We start from the raw sequence: 17,507 nt of genomic DNA on the forward strand, positions 1-17,507 counted from the left end.
CGGCGCCCAGGATCGGTTGAGGAACCCCCGGCCGGAGGGGCGCCCCTCCGGCCGGCCCCCGTCAGCCGGTTTGCCTCACCACTTGTAGGTGAGGCTGCCCAGGACGTTCAGGCGGTTGCCGTAGAAGCAGCCGTTCTCGCCCGAGCAGCGGCCGACATAGCGCGTATCCGCCAGGTTGCTGGCGGCGACGGCGAATTCGAAGCCCTTCGCCCGTTCGCTCAGCTTCGACAGGTCGTAGCGCAGCGCGGCGTCGAAGAGGGTGGTGGAGGGCACGACCGCGCCACCGGTGTTCACCGCCGAGGTATTGCCGAGATAGCGGATGCCGGCGCCGAGCGTCAGGCCGGAGAGCGGGCCCCGGGCCTGCACGAAGGTGTACTCGGCATAGAGCCCGGCATTGTTCTTGGCGACGCCGGCCGGGCGGTGGCCGAGCTCGGCCGCCGTGTTGCTGCGGGTGATCTCCGGGTCGAGATAGGTGTAGGACGCGACCAGGCTGACGCCCTGGCCCAGCTCCGCCACCCCCTCGACCTCGACGCCGCGCACGCGGATCTCGCCCACCGCCACCTGATCGAAGGGGCTGTTCGGGTCCGGCGTCAGGGTGTTCTTCTGCGTCAGATGGAAGGCGGCGACCTGCATGAAGCTGCGCAGGCCGCGCGGCTGGTACTTCAGGCCGACCTCGTACTGCTCACCCTCCAGCGGCTGCCAGGCATTGCCGGCGCCGTCGGTGCCGATCTGTGGCTGGAAGGAGCGGGCATAGCTGGCATAGGGGGCGAGGCCATTATCGGCCAGGTAGAGCGCGCCGAGGCGCCAGGTGAAGGCATCGTCGTTCTGGTAGCGCGTGATGCCGGCGTCGCGGTCGTCCACATCGGACAGCGCCCAGTCCTGGCGGATGCCGGCGGTGACGACCAGGCGGTCGAAGCGGATCTGGTCCTGCAGGTAGAGGCCGTATTGCGTGTTCACCTGCCGCACATTGTCATAGGGCGCGGTCAGCGCCGGGACGGGGCTGCCATAGACCGGCGCGAAGACATCGAGCCCGCTGGCGAAGGCGAAGTACTGCGCGTTGCGGTAGTTGATCTGGCTGTAGTCGAAGCCGCCCAGCAGGGTGTGGCGCACCGGCCCGGTGGTGAACTCGGCCTTCACCTGATTGTCCACCTGGAAGGTGGCGACATCGATATCGGCGCGGTAGGCGAAGCGGTTCAGCGTCCGCCGGTCGGCCTGCAGGCCGCCGCCATAGACCTGCTCCCAGTCGATCTCGGTCTGGGCGTAGCGCAGGTTCTGCTGCACCGACCAGACATTGTTGAAGCGGTGCGAGATCTCGTAGCCGACGCCGAACTGCGTGCGGTTGAAATGGTCGAAGTCCGGCTCGCCGGTGAAGCGGTCGCGGCTGATGCGGCCGAAGGGCGTGCGCACGACCGTGCCGTCATAGGGCAGGAACTGGTTCCCCGAGGTCTGGTCGCGCTGATAGTAGGTCAGCAGCGTCAGGCTGGTGTTGTCATCGGGACGGAAGGTGAGGGAGGGCGCCAGGAAGATGCGGTCGTCCTTGACGTAATCCACCGTCGTGTCGGCGTCGCGCACCAGCCCGGTGAAGCCATAGAGCCACTTGCCGTCGGCGGTCAGCGGGCCGCTCGATCGGCCCTGCGCCTGCAGGCGGTTGTGCAGCCCGGCGGTGAGCCGCACCTCCCCGGTGGCGAAGTCGCTCGGGCGGCGCTGCACCATGTTCACGAGGCCGCCGGGCGCGATCTGCCCGTAGAGCACCGAGGTCGGGCCGCGCAGCACCTCGTAGCGCTCCAGCCCGTAGGTCTCGAAGACGCTGCCGGCATAGCCGGTGTTGTAGCGCAGCCCGTCGAGGAAGAGGCCGTTGTCCTGGGCGTTGAAGCCGCGCAGCTGGAACCAGTCGGTGCGGCTGTCGGTGCCGTAGTTCTCGCCGCGGATGCCGGCGGTGTAGCGCAGCGCCTCGCCGAGCGTCTGCGCCTGGCGGGCGTCGATCTGGTCGCGCGGGACGACGCTGATGGACTGCGGATTCTCGATCAGCGGCGTGTCGGTCTTGGTGCCGGTGATCTGCTGCTCGGCGACGAAGCCCCGCACCGGATCCAGGGCCCGCTCGGCCTGGCCGGTGACGTCCACCTCCGGCAGCAGCTGGACCGTGCCATCGGCCGCCTGGGCGAGGGCGCCGGCCACCGGCAGGGCCAGCGGCGCGGCGAGTGCAGTGCCCAGCAGGAGAAGCAGTCGGCGCGGGGCCGTGGGCGAGGAGGGCATGGCGTTCTCCGGAGGGCTGCATCCCGCCCATGGCACTCCTGAGAACGCTTCGCAATGGCAATCACGGACGCTCCGCGCGCGGGCCACGGCTTTCCGCCGGCCTGTGTCACGGGCGCCACGAAGCGGGGAAAAGCCCTATCGCACGGCGGTTTGCCGCCGGGGCTGGGCCGCGCGGTCGGGGGGCGCCGCCGGCGACGGCGGGGGCTGCCAGTCCAGGACCGGCACCGGCGCCGGCATTGGCGCGAGGGCCGGCGAGCCGCCGGCCGCCGGGGCCTGCCAGAAGCGGTCGAACTGGCTGCTGGTGCTGGTCATCAGATCCCCGCGCGGGCCGGTGTCATTCGGCCAGCTTTGTGCCTGGGCCAGACCGGGGGCGAGTGCGGCCGCCGCCAGGAGCAGCAATCCGGGCGCGAATCTCATGGGATCGACATCCATTCCAGGTGGTGTCGTATCCTGGCGTCACGGCCGGACGGATTTCAAGCCTCCTTCGTGCCCAGGCCCCGCGGGAAGGGCCTTAGCGCAGGCCGAGCCAGGCGAGGATCAGCAGGCCGAGGGCGATGCGGTACCACGCGAAGGGGGTGAAGCCGATGCGGCTGATCACGTTCATCAGCCAGCGGACCACCAGCAGCGCAACGATGAAGGCGGCGATGAAGCCCACCGCGATCTGCCCGCTGGCCGAGAGGTCCAGCACCGCGCGGTTCCTCCACAGGCTGAAGGTGGTGGCGGCGATCATGGTCGGCACCGCGAGCAGGAAGCTGAACTCGGCGGCGGTGCGGCGATCCACGCCGACCAGCAGGGCGCTGATGATGGTGGCGCCGGAGCGGCTGGTGCCCGGGATCATCGCCAGCGCCTGGCCGAAGCCGATTAGCAGCGCGGCCAGCGGCCCGATCTCCGGCACGGAATGGATGCTGGGCGCCGGGCGCAGCCTCTCGATGGCGATGATGACGATGCCGCCCAGGATCAGCGCCACCGCGACGACGAAGGGCGTGTAGAGCAGGTCCGTCACCGTCCTGTAGAGCGTGGCGCCGAAGACCATGGCGGGCAGGAAGGCCAGCAGCAGGTTGAGGGCGAAGTAGTATTCGGTGCTGCCCCGCTTCCACATGCCGAAGGCGATGCGCAGCAGCGTCGCGCGGAACAGCCAGATCACCGCCAGCACGGCGCCGAGCTGGATGCTGATCTCGAAGGTCTTGCCGGGCGGCCCCTGGAAGCCGATGGCCTCGCCGAGAAGGATCAGGTGGCCGGTGGAGGAGATGGGGAGGAACTCGGTCAGCCCCTCCACGATCCCCATCATCAGCGCGGAGAGAAGCGAGGCGAAATCCATGGCGACATCCTGCTCTGGGATGGCCCGGATAGCTCGCACCGCCGGAACTGTCACGCCGCGCGAGACCCCGGCCGCCGCCGCCCGGGATGAAATCCAGGACAGGGGCGGTCAGGATCGCGTCAGCGGCCCGATCGGGGACCCGACCGGGGGGCGATCAGCGCACGGTCTGGCCGGCGGTGAAGGCGAAGTTGTCGAAGGAGTTCTCGGCGACGCGGAACCAGGCGTAGCTGTCGTCGCGGAAGCGGCGCTGCGACTCCCAGAGCTTCCTGAAGCGCTCGTTCTTCGCCGAGATCTCGTCGTACAGCTCATGCGTCGCCTTCCAGGAGGCGGCGAGGATCTCGCGCGACCAGGGGCGGAGCTGCGCGCCGGCGGCGATGAGGCGGCGCATGGCCTGCGGGTTGGCGGCGTCGTAGCGCGCGGTCATGTCCTGGTCGGCCTCGGAGCAGGCGGCCTCCAGCGCCGCCTTGTAGGCGGGCGGCAGGGCGTCGTGCGCCTGCTTGCCGATCAGCAGCGCGGTGCGGGCGGAGGGCTCCCAGAAGCCGGGGAAGTAGTAGTTTGGCGCCACCCGGGCGAAGCCCAGCTTCTCGTCGTCATAGGGGCCGACGAACTCGACCGCGTCCAGCGTGCCCCGCTCCAGCGCCGGGTAGATGTCGGCCGCCGCCACCTGGGTCGGCACCGCGCCAAGCTTGGCGAAGACCTGCCCGGCGATGCCGGCGATGCGGAACTTCAGCCCCTGCAGGTCGGCCAGCGTCTTCACCTCCTTGCGGAACCAGCCGCCCATCTGGGCGCCGGTGTCGCCGGCCGGGATGAAGACGATGTTGTAGTCGGCGAAGAACTCCTGGGCCAGGGCGGCGCCGCCCCCGTGGCTGTACCAGGCCTTGTTCATCCGGGTGTTCAGGCCGAAGGGGATGGTGGTGAAGAAGGCGAAGGTCGGGTCCTTGCCGATCCAGTAGTAGGCCGGCGCGTGGGCGCATTCGACCGTGCCGGCCTGCACCGCGTCCAGCGCCTGCAGCCCGCCGACGATCTCGCCGGCCGGAAAGACGCGGATCTGGAACTTGTTGTCCGTCATGGCGGCGACGCGGCGGGCGATCAGCTCCGGGGCGCCGAACAGGATGTCCAGGTTGCGCGGGAAGGCGCTGGTCAGGCGCCAGCGCACGTCGGGGGCGGATTGCGCCAGGGCGGGTGCGGCGAGGGCGGCCGGCGCGGTGGCGGCGGCGCCGAGCAGGGCGCGGCGGTTCATGACGGTGTCTTCCTCCCCAGGGGATGCGGCGGCCGGTTGACCCGGCATTCACCTGCTTTATCCCGGAACGATGCGGGGCGAAACCATCCTGCGCGAACCAATGGACGGCGAACCAGGGGGCGCGAAGCCGGTGGGCCGGCCCCGCCCGGGGCCGGCCACGCGGTCGGTCAGTAGCGATAGGCCTCGTGCTTGAACGGGCCGCTCGCCGGCACGCCGATATACTCCGCCTGGGCGGGGGACAGCCTGGTCAGCTTGGCGCCGACCTTGGCCAAGTGCAGGGCCGCCACCTTCTCGTCCAGCTTCTTGGGCAGGGTGTAGACCTTGCACTCGTAGTTCTGGTGGTTGGTCCAGAGCTCGATCTGCGCCAGCGTCTGGTTGGAGAAGCTGGCGGACATCACGAAGCTCGGGTGCCCGGTGGCGTTGCCGAGGTTCACCAGGCGGCCTTCCGACAGCACGATCAGGCGCTTGCCGTCGGGGAAGATCACCTCGTCCACCTGCGGCTTGACATTGTCCCACTGGAAGTTCCGCAGGGCGCCGATCTGGATCTCGCTGTCGAAGTGCCCGATGTTGCAGACGATGGCGCGGTGCTTCATCGCCCGCATGTGGTCGAGCGTGATGACGTCCACATTGCCGGTCGCGGTGACGAAGATGTCGCCCTTCGGCGCCGCATCCTCCATCGTCACCACCTCATAGCCTTCCATGGCGGCCTGCAGGGCGCAGATCGGGTCGGCCTCGGTCACCATCACGCGGCAGCCGGCGTTGCGCAGCGAGGCGGCCGAGCCCTTGCCGACATCGCCATAGCCGGCGACGACGGCGATCTTGCCCGCCATCATCACGTCCGTGCCGCGGCGGATGGCGTCGACCAGGCTCTCGCGGCAGCCATAGAGGTTGTCGAACTTCGACTTGGTGACGCTGTCGTTCACGTTGATGGCCGGAACCTTCAGCGTGCCCTTCTTCGCCATGTCCCACAGGCGGTGGACGCCCGTCGTGGTCTCCTCGGAGAGGCCGCGGACGTTCTTCAGCAGCTCGGGATACTTGTCGTGCATCAGCACGGTGAGATCCCCGCCGTCATCGAGGATCATGTTGATCTCCCAGCCATCCGGGCCCCGGATGGTCTGCTCGATGCACCACCAGAACTCCTCCTCGTTCATGCCCTTCCAGGCGAAGACGGGGATGCCGGCGGCGGCGATGGCGGCGGCGGCGTGGTCCTGGGTCGAGAAGATGTTGCAGGAGGACCAGCGGACCTCGGCGCCGAGCGCGGTCAGCGTCTCGATCAGCACGGCGGTCTGGATGGTCATGTGCAGGCAGCCGGCGATGCGGGCGCCCTTCAGCGGCTGGGACGGGCCGTATTCGGCGCGGATGGCCATCAGGCCGGGCATCTCGTCCTCGGCCATGGAGATCTCCTTGCGGCCCCAGGCCGCCAGGGAGATGTCCTTGACCTTGTAGTCATGCTGGGCGTTCACGTCGGGCATAGTGCTTCTCCGGATCTGCCCCGGCGGGTAGCACAGGCGGCCGGCGGATGGCCAGCCCGTACGACGAAACATAAGAATGTGTTTATATGTCCGGATGGCGCTGGAGCGCCCGCCGCTTCAGGCGGCCGCCTCGCCGAACTCCATCACCAGCTCCTGGATCCGCTTCGGGTCGCTCTGCTCCATGACGCGCCGGGCGAAGCGGGCGCAGTCGTCGATCTTGAGGGAGCGGACCATCTGCTTCACGCGCGGAATGGCGCTGGCATTCATCGAAAGGGTCCGCAGCCCGAGCCCGAGCAGCAGCGGCACCAGGCGGGGATTGCCCGCCATCTCGCCGCAGACCGAGACCGGCATCCGCAGCCGCAGCGCCGCCTCGGTGGCGAACTGCACGAGGCGCAGCACGGCGGGGTGCAGCGGGTCGTAGAGATGCGCCACCTCGGTCTCGGCCCGGTCCACCGCCAGGGTGTACATGGCCAGGTCATTGGTGCCGATGGCGAAGAAATCCGCCTCCAGCGCGATGGCGTCCGCCGCCAGCGCGGCGCCCGGCGTCTCGATCATGACGCCGAGCGGCGGCAGGCGCTCGGGCAGGGGCGTGCCCTTGCGGCGCAGGCGGCGGGCCACCCGCTCGTAGATCTCGCGAGCCTGGGCGACCTCCTCGGGCACCGTCACCATCGGCAGCAGCACCCGCACCGGACCCTGCGTCGCCACCCGCAGGATGGCCGCGAACTGCGCCTCCAGCAGCTCGGGGCGCTTCAGCAGCATGCGCACGCCGCGCAGGCCGAGCGCCGGGTTGGGGCCGCTGTGATAGGTCTCGACCCCGTCGGCCAGGGCCTGGATGTCCTTCTCGCCGCCCCAGTCCAGCACGCGGATGGTCACGCCGTCTCCCGCCAGGGGGCCGACGATCTGGCTGTAGGCCTCGAACTGCGCATCCTCGTCCGGCAGGTCCTCACGGTTCATGAAGAGGAACTCGGTGCGCAGCAGGCCGATGCCCTGCGCCCCGGCCTGGGCGATCAGCGGCAGCTCGGCGGGGATCTCCAGATTGGCCTGCAGCTCCACCTCCTCGCCATCGAGCGTGATGGAGGGCAGGCGGCGCAGCTTGGCCAGCCGCGCCTTCTCCTTGGCATAGGCGGCGAGCGCCGCCCGGCCGGTCTCCAGCGCCTCCGCGCCCGGGCGCAGCACGACGGTGCCGAGGCCGCCGTCCAGCACCGCCTCGTCGCCGCGCCGCGCCGCCTCGCTCAGGCCGTGGCAGCCGAGCACGCTCGGAATGCCGAGGGCCCGCAGCATGATCGCGGTATGCCCGTCGGCGCCGCCCTCGTCGGTCGCCACGCCGGCGATCCGGGTGGGATCGAGCAGCGCGGCATCGGCCGGGGTCAGCTCCTCGGCCACCAGGATGGCGCCCTGGGGCACGTCCTTCAGGCTGCGGAAAGGGGTGGCGGTGAGGTTGCGGGTCAGGCGGCGGGCGATCTCGCGCACCTCGCCGGCGCGGCGGCGGAGGCCGGCCTTGTCGTCGTCCCGCGCGGCCAGGATGGCGGCGGCGATGGCCTCGGCCTCGTCCTGCACCGCCGTCTCGGCGGCCAGCAGCTCCTCGGCGATGCGGCGCCGCGCGCCGCGCAGCAGCCGGCTGTCCCGCAGCATCAGCCCATAGGCGTCGAGCAGCGGTTCCAGCTCCTCCTGCGCCTCCTCGGGCAGAATGGAGAGCCGGTTCTTCAGCTTGGTGACCTGCTTGCGGCTGAGGGCCACGGCGGCGGCCAGGCGGCCACGCTCCTCCTCGGCGGCGCCGGGGGCGATGGTGCGGCGCGGCGCCTCGGCCGGGGGCTCGCTGGTGTCATAGACGGCGCCGATCGCGACCCCGGGGGCGATGGGGATGCCGTGCAGGATGGCTTCCCGGGTCCGTCGGCCGACCCGCTTCGGCGCCTCGCTCTTCTCGGTCCTGTCAGTCTTCATGGAAGCCGGCCTCGATCAGGCCGGCGACCGCATCCAGCGCTTCCCGCGCATCCCACCCCTCGGCCTCCACCACGACCTCGTTGCCCTGCCCGGCGCCGAGCATCATCAGCCCCATGATGGAGCAGGCGGGCACCTTCTGGCCATCATGCGAGACCGTGACGCAGGCCGAGAACCCCTCCGCCAGCGAGACCAACTTGGCGGCGGCGCGGGCGTGCAGGCCGCGGCTGTTCGGCACCCGGACGATGCGGCGCAGCAGCAGCGGGTTGCCCGCCTCGGCCGAGGCCTGCGCCGCGGCGCTGGAGCGGAAGACGTCGGACGGGGCGAGGCAGGCGGCCGGACGGGGAGGGAGCAGGGTCACGAGACTTTCCTCACGCTGCCGGCCATCGGGCCGCCGGTCTGCTGTGCCATCTCGGCGGGCGGGGTGCAACGCGCCGGCGTGGCACAGGCAATATAATGCCGGCCGGCGCGCATGGCATGCTCGACGCAGGGGGAGAGGGTCTCGGCGCTGCGGATGCGCGCCAGCTTGACCAGCAGCGGCAGGTTGACCCCGGCGATCACCTCCACCGTCTCGCCCTCCCCCGCCTTGGCCTTGGCCACGGCGGTGGCGAGGTTGGAGGGGGTGCCGCCGAACATGTCGGTCAGGATGATGACGCCATCCCCCTGATCGACCTCGGCCACCCGTGCGAGGATGTCGCGCTTGGTGTCCTCCATGCCGTCCTCGGGGCCGATGCAGACCGTCTCGACCTGCGGCTGCGGCCCGACGACATGCTCCATCGCCCGGCGCATTTCCTCGGCCAGACGGCCATGGCTGACCAGTACGAGGCCGATCATCGACGAAACGCCATCACAGTGTGCAAGAAAAGGGGGCCTCCCGACCCGTTTGGGACCACGGTCCCGTGCTCGCCGAGCTTGCCGGCCGCGTCCTGTCCATTCCCGCCGGCTCCTGCGCGGCGAGGGTTCCGCCGCCGCTGCTCGCATCCGGGGCGGCCGCCAGTTCGCGGTGACTCAGATCGACACGCCAGCCCCGTCCGGCAAGATGCGCGGACAGCATTTCAGCCAGCAGCACCGAGCGGTGCTTGCCGCCGGTGCAGCCGAGGGCGACCGTCAGGTATTTCTTGCCCTCGGCGGCGTAGCGGGGCAACAGCGGGTCGAGCAGCGCGGTCATGCGCTGCCAGAATGGGGCGAAATGCGGATCCGCCCGGATGAAGGCGGCGACCGCCGGATCGCGCCCGGTCAGCGGCCGCAGCGCCGGATCGTAATGCGGGTTGCGCAGGAAGCGCAGGTCCAGGACCAGGTCGGCCTCGCGCGGCAGGCCCCGCGGGAAGGCGAAGGACAGCACGCTGATCCCCATGCCCTCGGCCTCGACGGCGCCGAAGCGGCGGCCGATCAGCCGGCGCAGGTCGGGCAGCGGCAGTTCGGTGGTGTCGATCACCAGGTCGGCCGCGTCGCGCAGGGGGCCGAGCAGCTCCCGCTCGCGGGCGATGCCATCCGCGACCGAGCCGCCCAGCGAGCCGCCGGGGGCCAGGGGATGGCGCCGCCGCGTCTCGGAGAAGCGGCGCAGCAGCACGGTCTCCTCGGCGGTCACGTAGAGCAGCTGCGGGTCGAGGTCCGGCAGGGCGCGCAGCCGCGCCAGCAGCGCCAGCATCTCCGCCGCCTCGAAGCCGCGCGTCCGCACATCGACCCCGACGGCGAGCGGCGCGCTCCGGCCCTCGCGCACCACCTCCTCCAGGACCGAGAGCGGCGGGTTGTCCACGCTCTCGAAGCCCAGATCCTCCAGAACGCGCAGGGTCGAGGAGCGGCCGGCACCGGAGAGGCCGGTCACCAGCACCACGGGGCGGGGCCGCGCCCCTCCCGGCGCATCCGGTGAGGGCTCGCTCACGCCGCGAAGGCCCCGGCGCGCTGGGACAGGCCGGCCGTGGCGGCGGCGAGGGCCAGCTCGATCTTGGCGGGGGCCGAGGCCTCGAAGGGGTGCAGCGCCAGCAGGGGCAGCGAGAAGCCGGGCGGGGCGCCCTCCGGCGGGGTGTACCGGCGCGGCGAGGGCAGGCGCGGCACGGCGGCCTGCGGCGCCAGCTCCACCGCCAGGCACAGCGGCGCCGGACCATGCGGCAGCCCCTGGAAGATGCCGACACCGCGGACCTCCAGCAGCCCGGCCAGCGCCGCCGGCGCCCGTGCCATGCCGCCGGGCTCCAGCTCCACCTGGTCGTCGGCGACGAGTCGCCAGCCGCGCTGCATCAGGCGCAGCACCAGGTCGGACTTGCCGGAGCCGGGCGGGCCCAGCACCAGGACGCCGCCCAGGCCGGAAGGCCCCTCGGAGGCGGCGCAGCTGCCATGGAGCAACATGGGGGAAGTGGCTCCTCTGTAATGTGGCGAAATATGGCAGCATCGGGGTGGCTGTAAAAGCCTTCCGTGATCCTGCACCTGCGGTTGCGTTGGTCCGACAAACCAGAACCGGCGCGCGCGATTGCCCGCGCCGGGCTTCGGTGCCACGCTCGCCCCCGCCATGACCTCTCCCGCATCCTCCGCGCGATCCGCGCCGCCGGACGCGGCGGCCATCCGGGCCGCCGCCGCCCGCATCGCCCCGCATATCCGCCGCACCCCCCTGCTGCGCCTCTCCGCCCATGACACCGGGGCGCCCTGCGATGTCACGCTGAAGCTGGAGCTGCTGCAGGCGACCGGCTCCTTCAAGCCGCGCGGCGCCTTCAACCGGCTGCTCTCGGCCGAGATCCCCGCCGCCGGCGTGGTGGCGGCCTCCGGCGGCAACCATGGCGCGGCGGTGGCCTATGCCGCGCAGGCGCTCGGCGTGCCGGCCGCCATCTTCGTCCCCGAGATCACCGGCCCGGCCAAGCTGGCGCGCATCCGCGCCTATGGCGCCGAGCTGGTGCAGGGGGGCGCCGCCTATGACGAGGCCCGGCTGGCCAGCGAGGCGCGCGCCGCCGCCACCGGGGCGCTGATCGTGCATGCCTATGACCAGCCCGAGGTGCTGGCCGGCCAGGGCACGCTGGCGCTGGAGCTGGAGGAGCAGGCGCCGGAGCTGACGCATGTGCTGGTGGCGACCGGCGGCGGCGGGCTGATCGGCGGCATGGCGGCCTGGTATGACGAGCGGGTCGAGGTGGTCAGCGTCGAGCCGGAGTCCTGCGCCACCCTCTACGCCGCGCTGCGCGAGGGGCGGCCGGTCCCGGTTCCGGTCGGCGGCCTGGCGGCCGACAGCCTGGGCGCGCGACAGATCGGCGGGCTCGCCTTCCAGGTCGCGCGCCGGCACATCGGCACCGCGCTGCTGGTGCCGGACGCGGCGATCCGTGCCGCCCAGGCGCTGCTCTGGGACCGCTGCCGCCTGGTGGCGGAGCCCGGCGGCGCCACCGCCCTGGCGGCGCTGCTGAGCGGCGCCTTCTCGCCGCCCGCGGGCGCCCGGGTCGGAGTCGTGGTCTGCGGCGCCAATGCCGATCCGGCCTCGGTCGCCGGCTGAGGCGGCGGAGATGGGCATGGCCGCGCTCCGCCCCTACCGCGCCATGGCTTGCAACAACGCCTGGGCCAACCACCGCCTGCTGACCGCCTGCGCGCGGCTGCCTCCGGAGGAGTTCGCGGCGCCGCGCACCGGTTTCTTCCCCAGCCTGCGCGCCACCCTGAACCACATCCTGGTCATCGACCGCTTCTATATCGACGCCCTGGAAGGCGGCCGACTCGGCCCCGCCGCCTGGGCCGATCCCGAGCCCTGCGCCGACCTGCCGGCGCTGCGGGCGGCGCAGGCCGCGATGGACCGCCGGCTGATCGCGCTGGTCGGCGCGCTGACCGAGGCGGATCTGGCGCGGATCGTCACCGTGCACCGCGGCGCGCGGGACCAGCACGACCGGATGGACCGGCTGCTGCTGCACCTGTTCCAGCATCAGATCCATCATCGCGGGCAGGCGCATGCCATGCTGAGCGGGACGGCGGTGGCGCCGCCCCAGCTCGACGAGTTCTTCGCGGCCGAGGAGGCACCCCTGCGCGCCGCAGACCTCGCCGCGCTGGGCCTCACCGAGGCGGAGGTCTGGCCAAAGGAGGGGCCAGAGGAGGAGGAGCCGCCGCCCCGGCCCTGAGCGCGCGATCCCCGCCGGGGCCTCAGCCGATCGGCAGCCGCACCACGAAGCGCGCGCCGGCCACCTTGCCGGATTCGTCGCGCCGGTTCTCGGCGCTGATCCGCCCGCCCAGGCCCTCGACGATCTGCCGGCTGATCGACAGGCCGAGGCCGGAATGCTGGCCGAACTGCTCGCCATGCGGCCGCTCGCTGTAGAAGCGGTCGAAGATGCCCTCGAGCTTGGCCTCGGGGATGCCCGGCCCCTCGTCCTCGACCATGAACTCCATCATCGCGCCGGTCGGCCGCGCCTTCATCCAGACCTTGCCGCGCGGCGGCGAGAAGGAGATGGCGTTGCCCAGCAGGTTGCGGAACACCTGCACCAGCCGCCCCTCGACGCCGCGCACCACCAGCGGCGGCTTCGCCAGCTCCAGCTCGACCACCGGCCCGTCCTCCTTGCGGGTGCTGTTGTGCAGCTCGGCCAGGGCGGAGAGGAAGGGGGCGACGTCCACCGGCTCGGAGGCGGTGCGGGAGAGCTCGGCATCGACGCGGGAACTGTCGGAGATGTCGGCGATCAGCCGGTCCATCCGCACCGCGTCATCGGCGATGATGTCGAGCAGCCGCTTCTGGTGCTCCGGATTCTCGATCCGCCGCAAGGTCTCCAGCGCCGAGCGCACGCTGGTCAGCGGGTTGCGCAGCTCGTGCGCCACATCGGCGGCGAAGCGCTCGTTCTGGTCGATCCGCGCCCAGAGCGAGGTGGCGGAGGATTGCAGGTCGCGCGCCAGCACGCCGATCTCGTCGGTGCGGGCCAGCAGCGGCGTCGGCACCGAGCCGGCGCGGCCCTTGCCCTGCCGCATGGCGGCGGCGGCGCCGGCCAGCGAGAGGATCGGCGCGGCGATGGTGCGCGAGAGGTAGAGCGAGGCCACCACGGTGAGCAGCAGGGCCAGGACGAAGAGGCCGAGGACGGAGGTGCGGATCTCCAGCAGCCGCTCGTCCACCTGCCGCGCCTCGCGCGTCAGCAGCACGATGCCGACGCTCTGGTTGCCGCGCCGGGCGGGCTCGGCCACGGACACCAGCAGCCGTCCCTCGTTGGTGCGGCGGATATAGGGCCGCACCCCGCCTTCCAGCGCCAGCCGGAGCTCCTCGCGCCGGTCGGGGCCGATGGCGGGCTGCCAGTCGAAGGACGGGGCGCCCGGGGTGACATCGACGAAAACCGCGTCATCGGCGCTGCGCGGGCCGAGGATCGAGCGCGGCAGCAGCGCCAGGATGCGGTCGTAGAGCCCGCCGATGGTGCCGGCCAGCCAGCTGCGGTGCTCGGGCGGCGTCAGCGGCTCGGTGACGATGGCACCGCCCTGGCCCTCGCGCACGCGGCTGTCGGCCACCAGCAGGCCGGTGTTGTCGAACAGCTTGGCCTGGGTGTTGGGGCTGGGCTCGACCAGGCGGCGCAGCAGGGGGCGCGCGGTATCGGGCACCAGCACGGCGCGGTCGTCCTGCACCCGCACGGCGGCCTCGGCGATGCCGGCGGCGTAGATGCGGGCCTGGGTGCGCAGCGCCTCGACCTCGGCCGAAAGCAGGCCGGTCTGGTACTGGTCAAGATAGAGCAGGGAGGCGGCCAGCAGCGCCGGCGCCACCGCGTTGACGAAGAGGATGCGCCGGAGCAGCGGCGACATGCGCCGCCGCCGCTCGCGCGGCAGGCTCACGGCCGGCGGCGGGGCCGGCGCCGGGCGGCCGCTGGCGTCGGGCATCAGGCCTCCTTGTAGCGGTAGCCGATGCCATACAACGTCTCGATCATCGAGAAGTCGTCATCCACCGCCCGGAACTTCTTGCGCACGCGCTTGACGTGGCTGTCGATGGTGCGGTCGTCCACATAGATCGCCTCGCCATAGGCGGCATCGATCAGCTGGTCGCGGTTCTTCACCATGCCCGGGCGCTGGGCCAGCGTCTTGACCAGCAGGAACTCGGTCACGGTGAGCTGCACCGGCTGGCCCTTCCAGCTGCAGGTGTGCTTGGTCTCGTCCAGCACCAGGTCGCCGCGGGTGATGACGCCGGTGGGCGGCGCGCCGCTGCCCTCGGCGCGGCTGGCCTCGTTGCGGCGCAGCAGGGCGCGGATGCGCTCCAGCAGCAGGCGCTGGCTGAAGGGCTTGGTGATGTAGTCGTCGGCGCCGAGCCGCAGCCCCATGAGCTGGTCCAGCTCCTCATCCTTCGAGGTCAGGAAAATGACCGGCAGGGAGGAGCGCTGGCGCAGCCGTTGCAGCAGTTCCATCCCGTCCATGCGCGGCATCTTGATGTCCAGCACGGCGAGGTCCACGGGCCGGGAGAGCAGGCCCTGCAGCGCGCTCTCGCCGTCGGTGTAGGTCCGCACCTGGAAGCCCTCCTGCTCCAGCGTCATGGAGACGGAGGTCAGGATGTTGCGGTCGTCATCGACCAGGGCGATCGTCGCGGGCATGCGGGGCGGCTCCTCGGGGCTCTTGGTTGAGGCGCGGAACAGATAGGCGGCCCGGAAAGGCTTGTCTCGCGGGCGCGTCTCTCCGGAAAGCCTTTTCTCTCGCCAATGGCGCCGGATTGTGGCGAAGCCGGGCCAGGATGGCGGCGCGCGTGGCGACAGAGGAGCGGTATCACCGATGGACAAGGCCGAAGCGATACGCCAGGCCCGCGCCCTGTTGCGCGGCGCGCGGCAGGGGAGCCTGGCCACCCAGCACCAGGGGCAGCCCTTCGTCAGCCTGGTGACGCCGGCCATGGCGCCGGACCTCGCGCCCCTGCTCTGGCTGTCACGCCTGGCGATTCACACGCGGCAATTGCAGAGCGACGGCCAATGCGCCCTGATGGTGCAGGAGGAGGGTGAGTTCATCAATCCGCAGCGTCGTCCTCGCGCGACTGTGACCGGATTCGCGGCCCCGGTTCCACCGGATGAGACGGTGGTGCTGAAAGCGCGCTGGCTGGCGCTGCACCCTTATGCGGCTCCCTATGCCGGCTTTGCCGATTTCAGCCTGTGGCGCCTTCGCCCCGAGGCGGTGATGCTGGTCGGCGGCTTCGCGGCCGCCGCCCGGCTGCGCGCCTCCGAGGTCGCGCCGCCGCCCGCCACGGCGGCCGCCCTGGCCGCGGCCGAGGCAGGGATTGTCGCGGAGTTTCAAGCGGATGAGCGCCTGTCCAGCGGGCTGGCGCGGTGCTGTCCGACGCTTCCCGCCGGCTCCTGGCGGCTGGTCACGCTCGATGTGGATGGCGCGGATTTCATCGCCGGCGAGCGGCGGTGGCGATGGGCCTTTCCGCAGCCGGTGGACGGGCCGGAGATGGCGCGGCGGCAGTTGGCCGAGCTGATCTGTTCCGCAGGGTGACACGATGGGCCGCTGATCGACGCGCAAGCGGCGGATGACCGCGTATTCGTCGTATAATAAGACAACAACACGAACATTGACCGCGACGGGGGAGGCCGCCTAGGATTTATGCAACCGCGCCCGCAATGCATGTGATACTTTCGTCGTCCGCCGTCCTGCGGCGCGACATCCGTATGGGATGCCTTCTGAGCGCGGGGAATTTCAATGGCTACTGCCCCGGCGGAGTCTGTCCGCCGGAGGAACAGCGCCTTGATTGGAGACTAGAGCCAGATGACAGCGCCGAACGCCGCTTCCGCCGCGGCCCTCGCCGGAACCGGTGTGACCACCGCTTCCGCCGTCCATGCCAACCTGACCGCATCTGGCCTCTACGCCCATGCGCTGCGCCGTGGTGAGGGCCGCCTCTCCGCCGATGGCGCCTTCATGGCGGTGACCGGCGTGCACACCGGCCGCTCCGTCGCCGACAAGTTCGTGGCCGACGACCCCGAGGTCTCGCAGGAGATCTGGTGGGGCAAGGTCAACCAGAAGCTGGACCCGGCCAAGTTCGAGACCTTCGCCGCCGATGTCCGCCAGTGGCTGGGCGGGCGCGAGGAGCTGTTCACCGAGGACCTCTATGCCGGCGCCGACCCGGCCTACCGCATCAAGGTCCGGCTGGTGACGACCAATGCGTGGCACGCGCTGTTCGCCCGCAACATGTTCATCCGCCCGCCCGTCGAGGAGCTGGAAGGCTTCACGCCGGACTTCACCATCCTGCACGCCCCCGAGATGGAGGCGAAGCCGGAGCATGGCGGCCGCGCGAATTCCACCACGCTGATCGCGCTGTCCTTCGCCCGGAAGATCATCGCCATCGCCGGTACCAGCTACGCGGGCGAGATCAAGAAGTCGATCTTCACCGTGATGAACTGGCTGCTGCCGGCCCAGGGCGTGCTGCCGATGCACTGCTCGGCCAATGTCGGCAAGGACGGCGACACCGCGCTGTTCTTCGGCCTCTCCGGCACCGGCAAGACCACCCTCTCCTCCGACCCCGAGCGGGCGCTGATCGGCGATGACGAGCATGGCTGGTCGCCGAAGGGCGTCTTCAACTTCGAGGGCGGCTGCTACGCCAAGGTCATCAAGCTCAGCCGCGAGGCCGAGCCGCAGATCTGGAACGCCTCGCACCGCTTCGGCGCCGTGCTGGAGAACGTCATCGGCGATGAGCGCGGCAATCTCGACCTCGACGACGGCTCGCTGACCGAGAACACCCGCTCCTGCTATCCGATCGAGTTCATCCCCGGCACCGCGCCGGGCGGCATGGCGGGCCTGCCGAAGAACGTGGTGATGCTGACGGCCGACGCCTTCGGCGTGCTGCCGCCGATCGCCAGGCTGACGCCGGCCCAGGCGATGTACCACTTCATGTCCGGCTACACCGCCAAGGTCGCCGGCACCGAGAAGGGTCTGGGCCGCGAGCCGCAGGCCACCTTCTCCACCTGCTTCGGCGCCCCCTTCCTGCCGCGCCACCCCGAGGTCTACGGCAAGATGCTGGCCGAGCTGATCGCCAGGCACGGCGCCCAGGTCTGGCTGGTGAACACCGGCTGGACCGGCGGCGCCTATGGCACCGGCCACCGCATGTCCATCAAGCACACCCGCGCCCTGCTGCGCGCCGCGCTGGATGGCAGCCTGGCCCAGGCCGAGTTCGCGACCGACCCGTTCTTCGGCCTCGCCGTGCCGCAGAACGTGCCGGGCGTGCCCTCCGAGGTGCTGAACCCGCGCGACTCCTGGGCCGATAAGGCGGCCTATGACCGGCAGGCGGCGCATCTGGTCTCGCTGTTCGAGAAGAACTTCGAGACCTTCGCCGGCACGGTGAGCGACGAGGTGAAGGCCGCGGCGCTGAAGAGCGCGGCCTGAGCCTTCCGGGCTTTTCGGGATG

General features: G+C 71.2%; 16 protein-coding genes. 4 read left to right on the top strand and 12 right to left on the bottom strand.

Annotated features, from left to right (window positions below):
* Positions 1 to 75: 75 nt before the first annotated feature.
* The 10 genes from D9598_RS03455 to D9598_RS03500 all read right to left on the bottom strand — a co-directional run bounded on the left by D9598_RS03455 (position 76) and on the right by D9598_RS03500 (position 10,564).
* Positions 76 to 2,253, bottom strand: a complete 2,178-nt coding sequence (locus D9598_RS03455; protein WP_198365025.1) for a TonB-dependent siderophore receptor — start codon at positions 2,251 to 2,253, stop codon at positions 76 to 78.
* Positions 2,254 to 2,388: 135 nt separating this feature from the next.
* A complete protein-coding gene (locus tag D9598_RS03460; protein ID WP_198365026.1) occupies positions 2,389 to 2,670 on the bottom strand; it encodes a hypothetical protein in 282 nt (93 codons plus the stop codon).
* A gap of 94 nt (positions 2,671 to 2,764) precedes the next feature.
* Positions 2,765 to 3,571 (bottom strand): undecaprenyl-diphosphate phosphatase, encoded by an 807-nt coding sequence (locus D9598_RS03465; protein WP_198365027.1) that lies wholly within the window; start codon positions 3,569 to 3,571, stop codon positions 2,765 to 2,767.
* A 154-nt stretch (positions 3,572 to 3,725) separates the two neighbouring features.
* Positions 3,726 to 4,811 carry a TRAP transporter substrate-binding protein gene (locus D9598_RS03470; RefSeq protein ID WP_198365028.1) on the bottom strand — a complete coding sequence of 362 codons (1,086 nt, stop codon included), beginning with the start codon at positions 4,809 to 4,811 and terminating at the stop codon, positions 3,726 to 3,728.
* A 167-nt stretch (positions 4,812 to 4,978) separates the two neighbouring features.
* On the bottom strand, positions 4,979 to 6,283 hold the full coding sequence (ahcY, locus tag D9598_RS03475) for an adenosylhomocysteinase (protein ID WP_198365029.1): 1,305 nt from the start codon (positions 6,281 to 6,283) through the stop codon (positions 4,979 to 4,981).
* Between the two features lie 117 nt (positions 6,284 to 6,400).
* The gene (gene ptsP / locus D9598_RS03480; protein ID WP_198365030.1) at positions 6,401 to 8,224 is read right to left on the bottom strand and encodes a phosphoenolpyruvate--protein phosphotransferase; all 1,824 of its coding nucleotides are present in this window, start codon (positions 8,222 to 8,224) and stop codon (positions 6,401 to 6,403) included.
* The gene (locus tag D9598_RS03485; protein ID WP_370591925.1) at positions 8,214 to 8,582 is read right to left on the bottom strand and encodes an HPr family phosphocarrier protein; all 369 of its coding nucleotides are present in this window, start codon (positions 8,580 to 8,582) and stop codon (positions 8,214 to 8,216) included. The genes ptsP and D9598_RS03485 overlap by 11 nt, the downstream gene beginning before the upstream one ends.
* The gene (locus tag D9598_RS03490) at positions 8,579 to 9,055 is read right to left on the bottom strand and encodes a PTS sugar transporter subunit IIA (RefSeq protein WP_198365031.1); all 477 of its coding nucleotides are present in this window, start codon (positions 9,053 to 9,055) and stop codon (positions 8,579 to 8,581) included. Before D9598_RS03490 ends, D9598_RS03485 begins: the two co-directional genes overlap by 4 nt.
* 13 nt (positions 9,056 to 9,068) lie before the next feature.
* On the bottom strand, positions 9,069 to 10,103 hold the full coding sequence (rapZ, locus tag D9598_RS03495; RefSeq protein WP_370591926.1) for an RNase adapter RapZ: 1,035 nt from the start codon (positions 10,101 to 10,103) through the stop codon (positions 9,069 to 9,071).
* Positions 10,100 to 10,564: an HPr kinase/phosphorylase gene (locus D9598_RS03500; RefSeq protein WP_198365032.1), complete on the bottom strand. Its 465-nt coding sequence runs from the start codon at positions 10,562 to 10,564 to the stop codon at positions 10,100 to 10,102. The genes rapZ and D9598_RS03500 overlap by 4 nt, the downstream gene beginning before the upstream one ends.
* A 121-nt stretch (positions 10,565 to 10,685) precedes the next feature.
* On the opposite strand from D9598_RS03500, the gene D9598_RS03505 reads away from it, so the two are divergent.
* The gene (locus D9598_RS03505; protein ID WP_232476888.1) at positions 10,686 to 11,687 is read left to right on the top strand and encodes a threonine/serine dehydratase; all 1,002 of its coding nucleotides are present in this window, start codon (positions 10,686 to 10,688) and stop codon (positions 11,685 to 11,687) included.
* 16 nt (positions 11,688 to 11,703) lie between these two features.
* Positions 11,704 to 12,297 carry a DinB family protein gene (locus D9598_RS03510; RefSeq protein WP_232476889.1) on the top strand — a complete coding sequence of 198 codons (594 nt, stop codon included), beginning with the start codon at positions 11,704 to 11,706 and terminating at the stop codon, positions 12,295 to 12,297.
* Between the two features lie 22 nt (positions 12,298 to 12,319).
* Here the strand turns inward: D9598_RS03510 and D9598_RS03515 are convergent, their stop codons facing one another.
* Together D9598_RS03515 and D9598_RS03520 are read right to left on the bottom strand one after the other, a co-directional pair.
* A complete protein-coding gene (locus D9598_RS03515) occupies positions 12,320 to 14,017 on the bottom strand; it encodes a stimulus-sensing domain-containing protein (RefSeq protein WP_198365034.1) in 1,698 nt (565 codons plus the stop codon).
* A complete protein-coding gene (locus D9598_RS03520) occupies positions 14,017 to 14,718 on the bottom strand; it encodes a response regulator transcription factor (protein ID WP_198365035.1) in 702 nt (233 codons plus the stop codon). Before D9598_RS03520 ends, D9598_RS03515 begins: the two co-directional genes overlap by 1 nt.
* Positions 14,719 to 14,893: 175 nt before the next feature.
* Here D9598_RS03520 and D9598_RS03525 point away from each other — a divergent pair, with 175 nt between their 5' ends.
* Entirely contained in the window at positions 14,894 to 15,604 is a 711-nt protein-coding gene (locus D9598_RS03525; RefSeq protein WP_198365036.1) for a HugZ family protein, read from the top strand.
* A gap of 270 nt (positions 15,605 to 15,874) precedes the next feature.
* On the top strand, positions 15,875 to 17,485 hold the full coding sequence (locus D9598_RS03530) for a phosphoenolpyruvate carboxykinase (RefSeq protein ID WP_198365037.1): 1,611 nt from the start codon (positions 15,875 to 15,877) through the stop codon (positions 17,483 to 17,485).
* The last annotated feature ends 22 nt before the right edge of the window (positions 17,486 to 17,507 follow it).

The sequence above is a fragment of the Roseomonas sp. KE0001 genome (genome assembly GCF_016107285.1).
GTDB lineage: Bacteria > Pseudomonadota > Alphaproteobacteria > Acetobacterales > Acetobacteraceae > Pseudoroseomonas.

Bases quoted from the DNA above. Each gene is read 5' to 3' on its own strand.
- D9598_RS03455 (WP_198365025.1), bottom strand. From the start codon at position 2,253: ATGCCCTCCTCGCCCACGGCCCCGCGCCGACTGCTTCTCCTGCTGGGC.
- D9598_RS03460 (WP_198365026.1), bottom strand. From the start codon at position 2,670: ATGAGATTCGCGCCCGGATTGCTGCTCCTGGCGGCGGCCGCACTCGCC.
- D9598_RS03465 (WP_198365027.1), bottom strand. From the start codon at position 3,571: ATGGATTTCGCCTCGCTTCTCTCCGCGCTGATGATGGGGATCGTGGAG.
- D9598_RS03470 (WP_198365028.1), bottom strand. From the start codon at position 4,811: ATGAACCGCCGCGCCCTGCTCGGCGCCGCCGCCACCGCGCCGGCCGCC.
- ahcY (WP_198365029.1), bottom strand. From the start codon at position 6,283: ATGCCCGACGTGAACGCCCAGCATGACTACAAGGTCAAGGACATCTCC.
- ptsP (WP_198365030.1), bottom strand. From the start codon at position 8,224: ATGAAGACTGACAGGACCGAGAAGAGCGAGGCGCCGAAGCGGGTCGGC.
- D9598_RS03490 (WP_198365031.1), bottom strand. From the start codon at position 9,055: ATGATCGGCCTCGTACTGGTCAGCCATGGCCGTCTGGCCGAGGAAATG.
- D9598_RS03500 (WP_198365032.1), bottom strand. From the start codon at position 10,564: ATGTTGCTCCATGGCAGCTGCGCCGCCTCCGAGGGGCCTTCCGGCCTG.
- D9598_RS03510 (WP_232476889.1), top strand. From the start codon at position 11,704: ATGGCCGCGCTCCGCCCCTACCGCGCCATGGCTTGCAACAACGCCTGG.
- D9598_RS03515 (WP_198365034.1), bottom strand. From the start codon at position 14,017: ATGCCCGACGCCAGCGGCCGCCCGGCGCCGGCCCCGCCGCCGGCCGTG.
- D9598_RS03520 (WP_198365035.1), bottom strand. From the start codon at position 14,718: ATGCCCGCGACGATCGCCCTGGTCGATGACGACCGCAACATCCTGACC.
- D9598_RS03525 (WP_198365036.1), top strand. From the start codon at position 14,894: ATGGACAAGGCCGAAGCGATACGCCAGGCCCGCGCCCTGTTGCGCGGC.
- D9598_RS03530 (WP_198365037.1), top strand. From the start codon at position 15,875: ATGACAGCGCCGAACGCCGCTTCCGCCGCGGCCCTCGCCGGAACCGGT.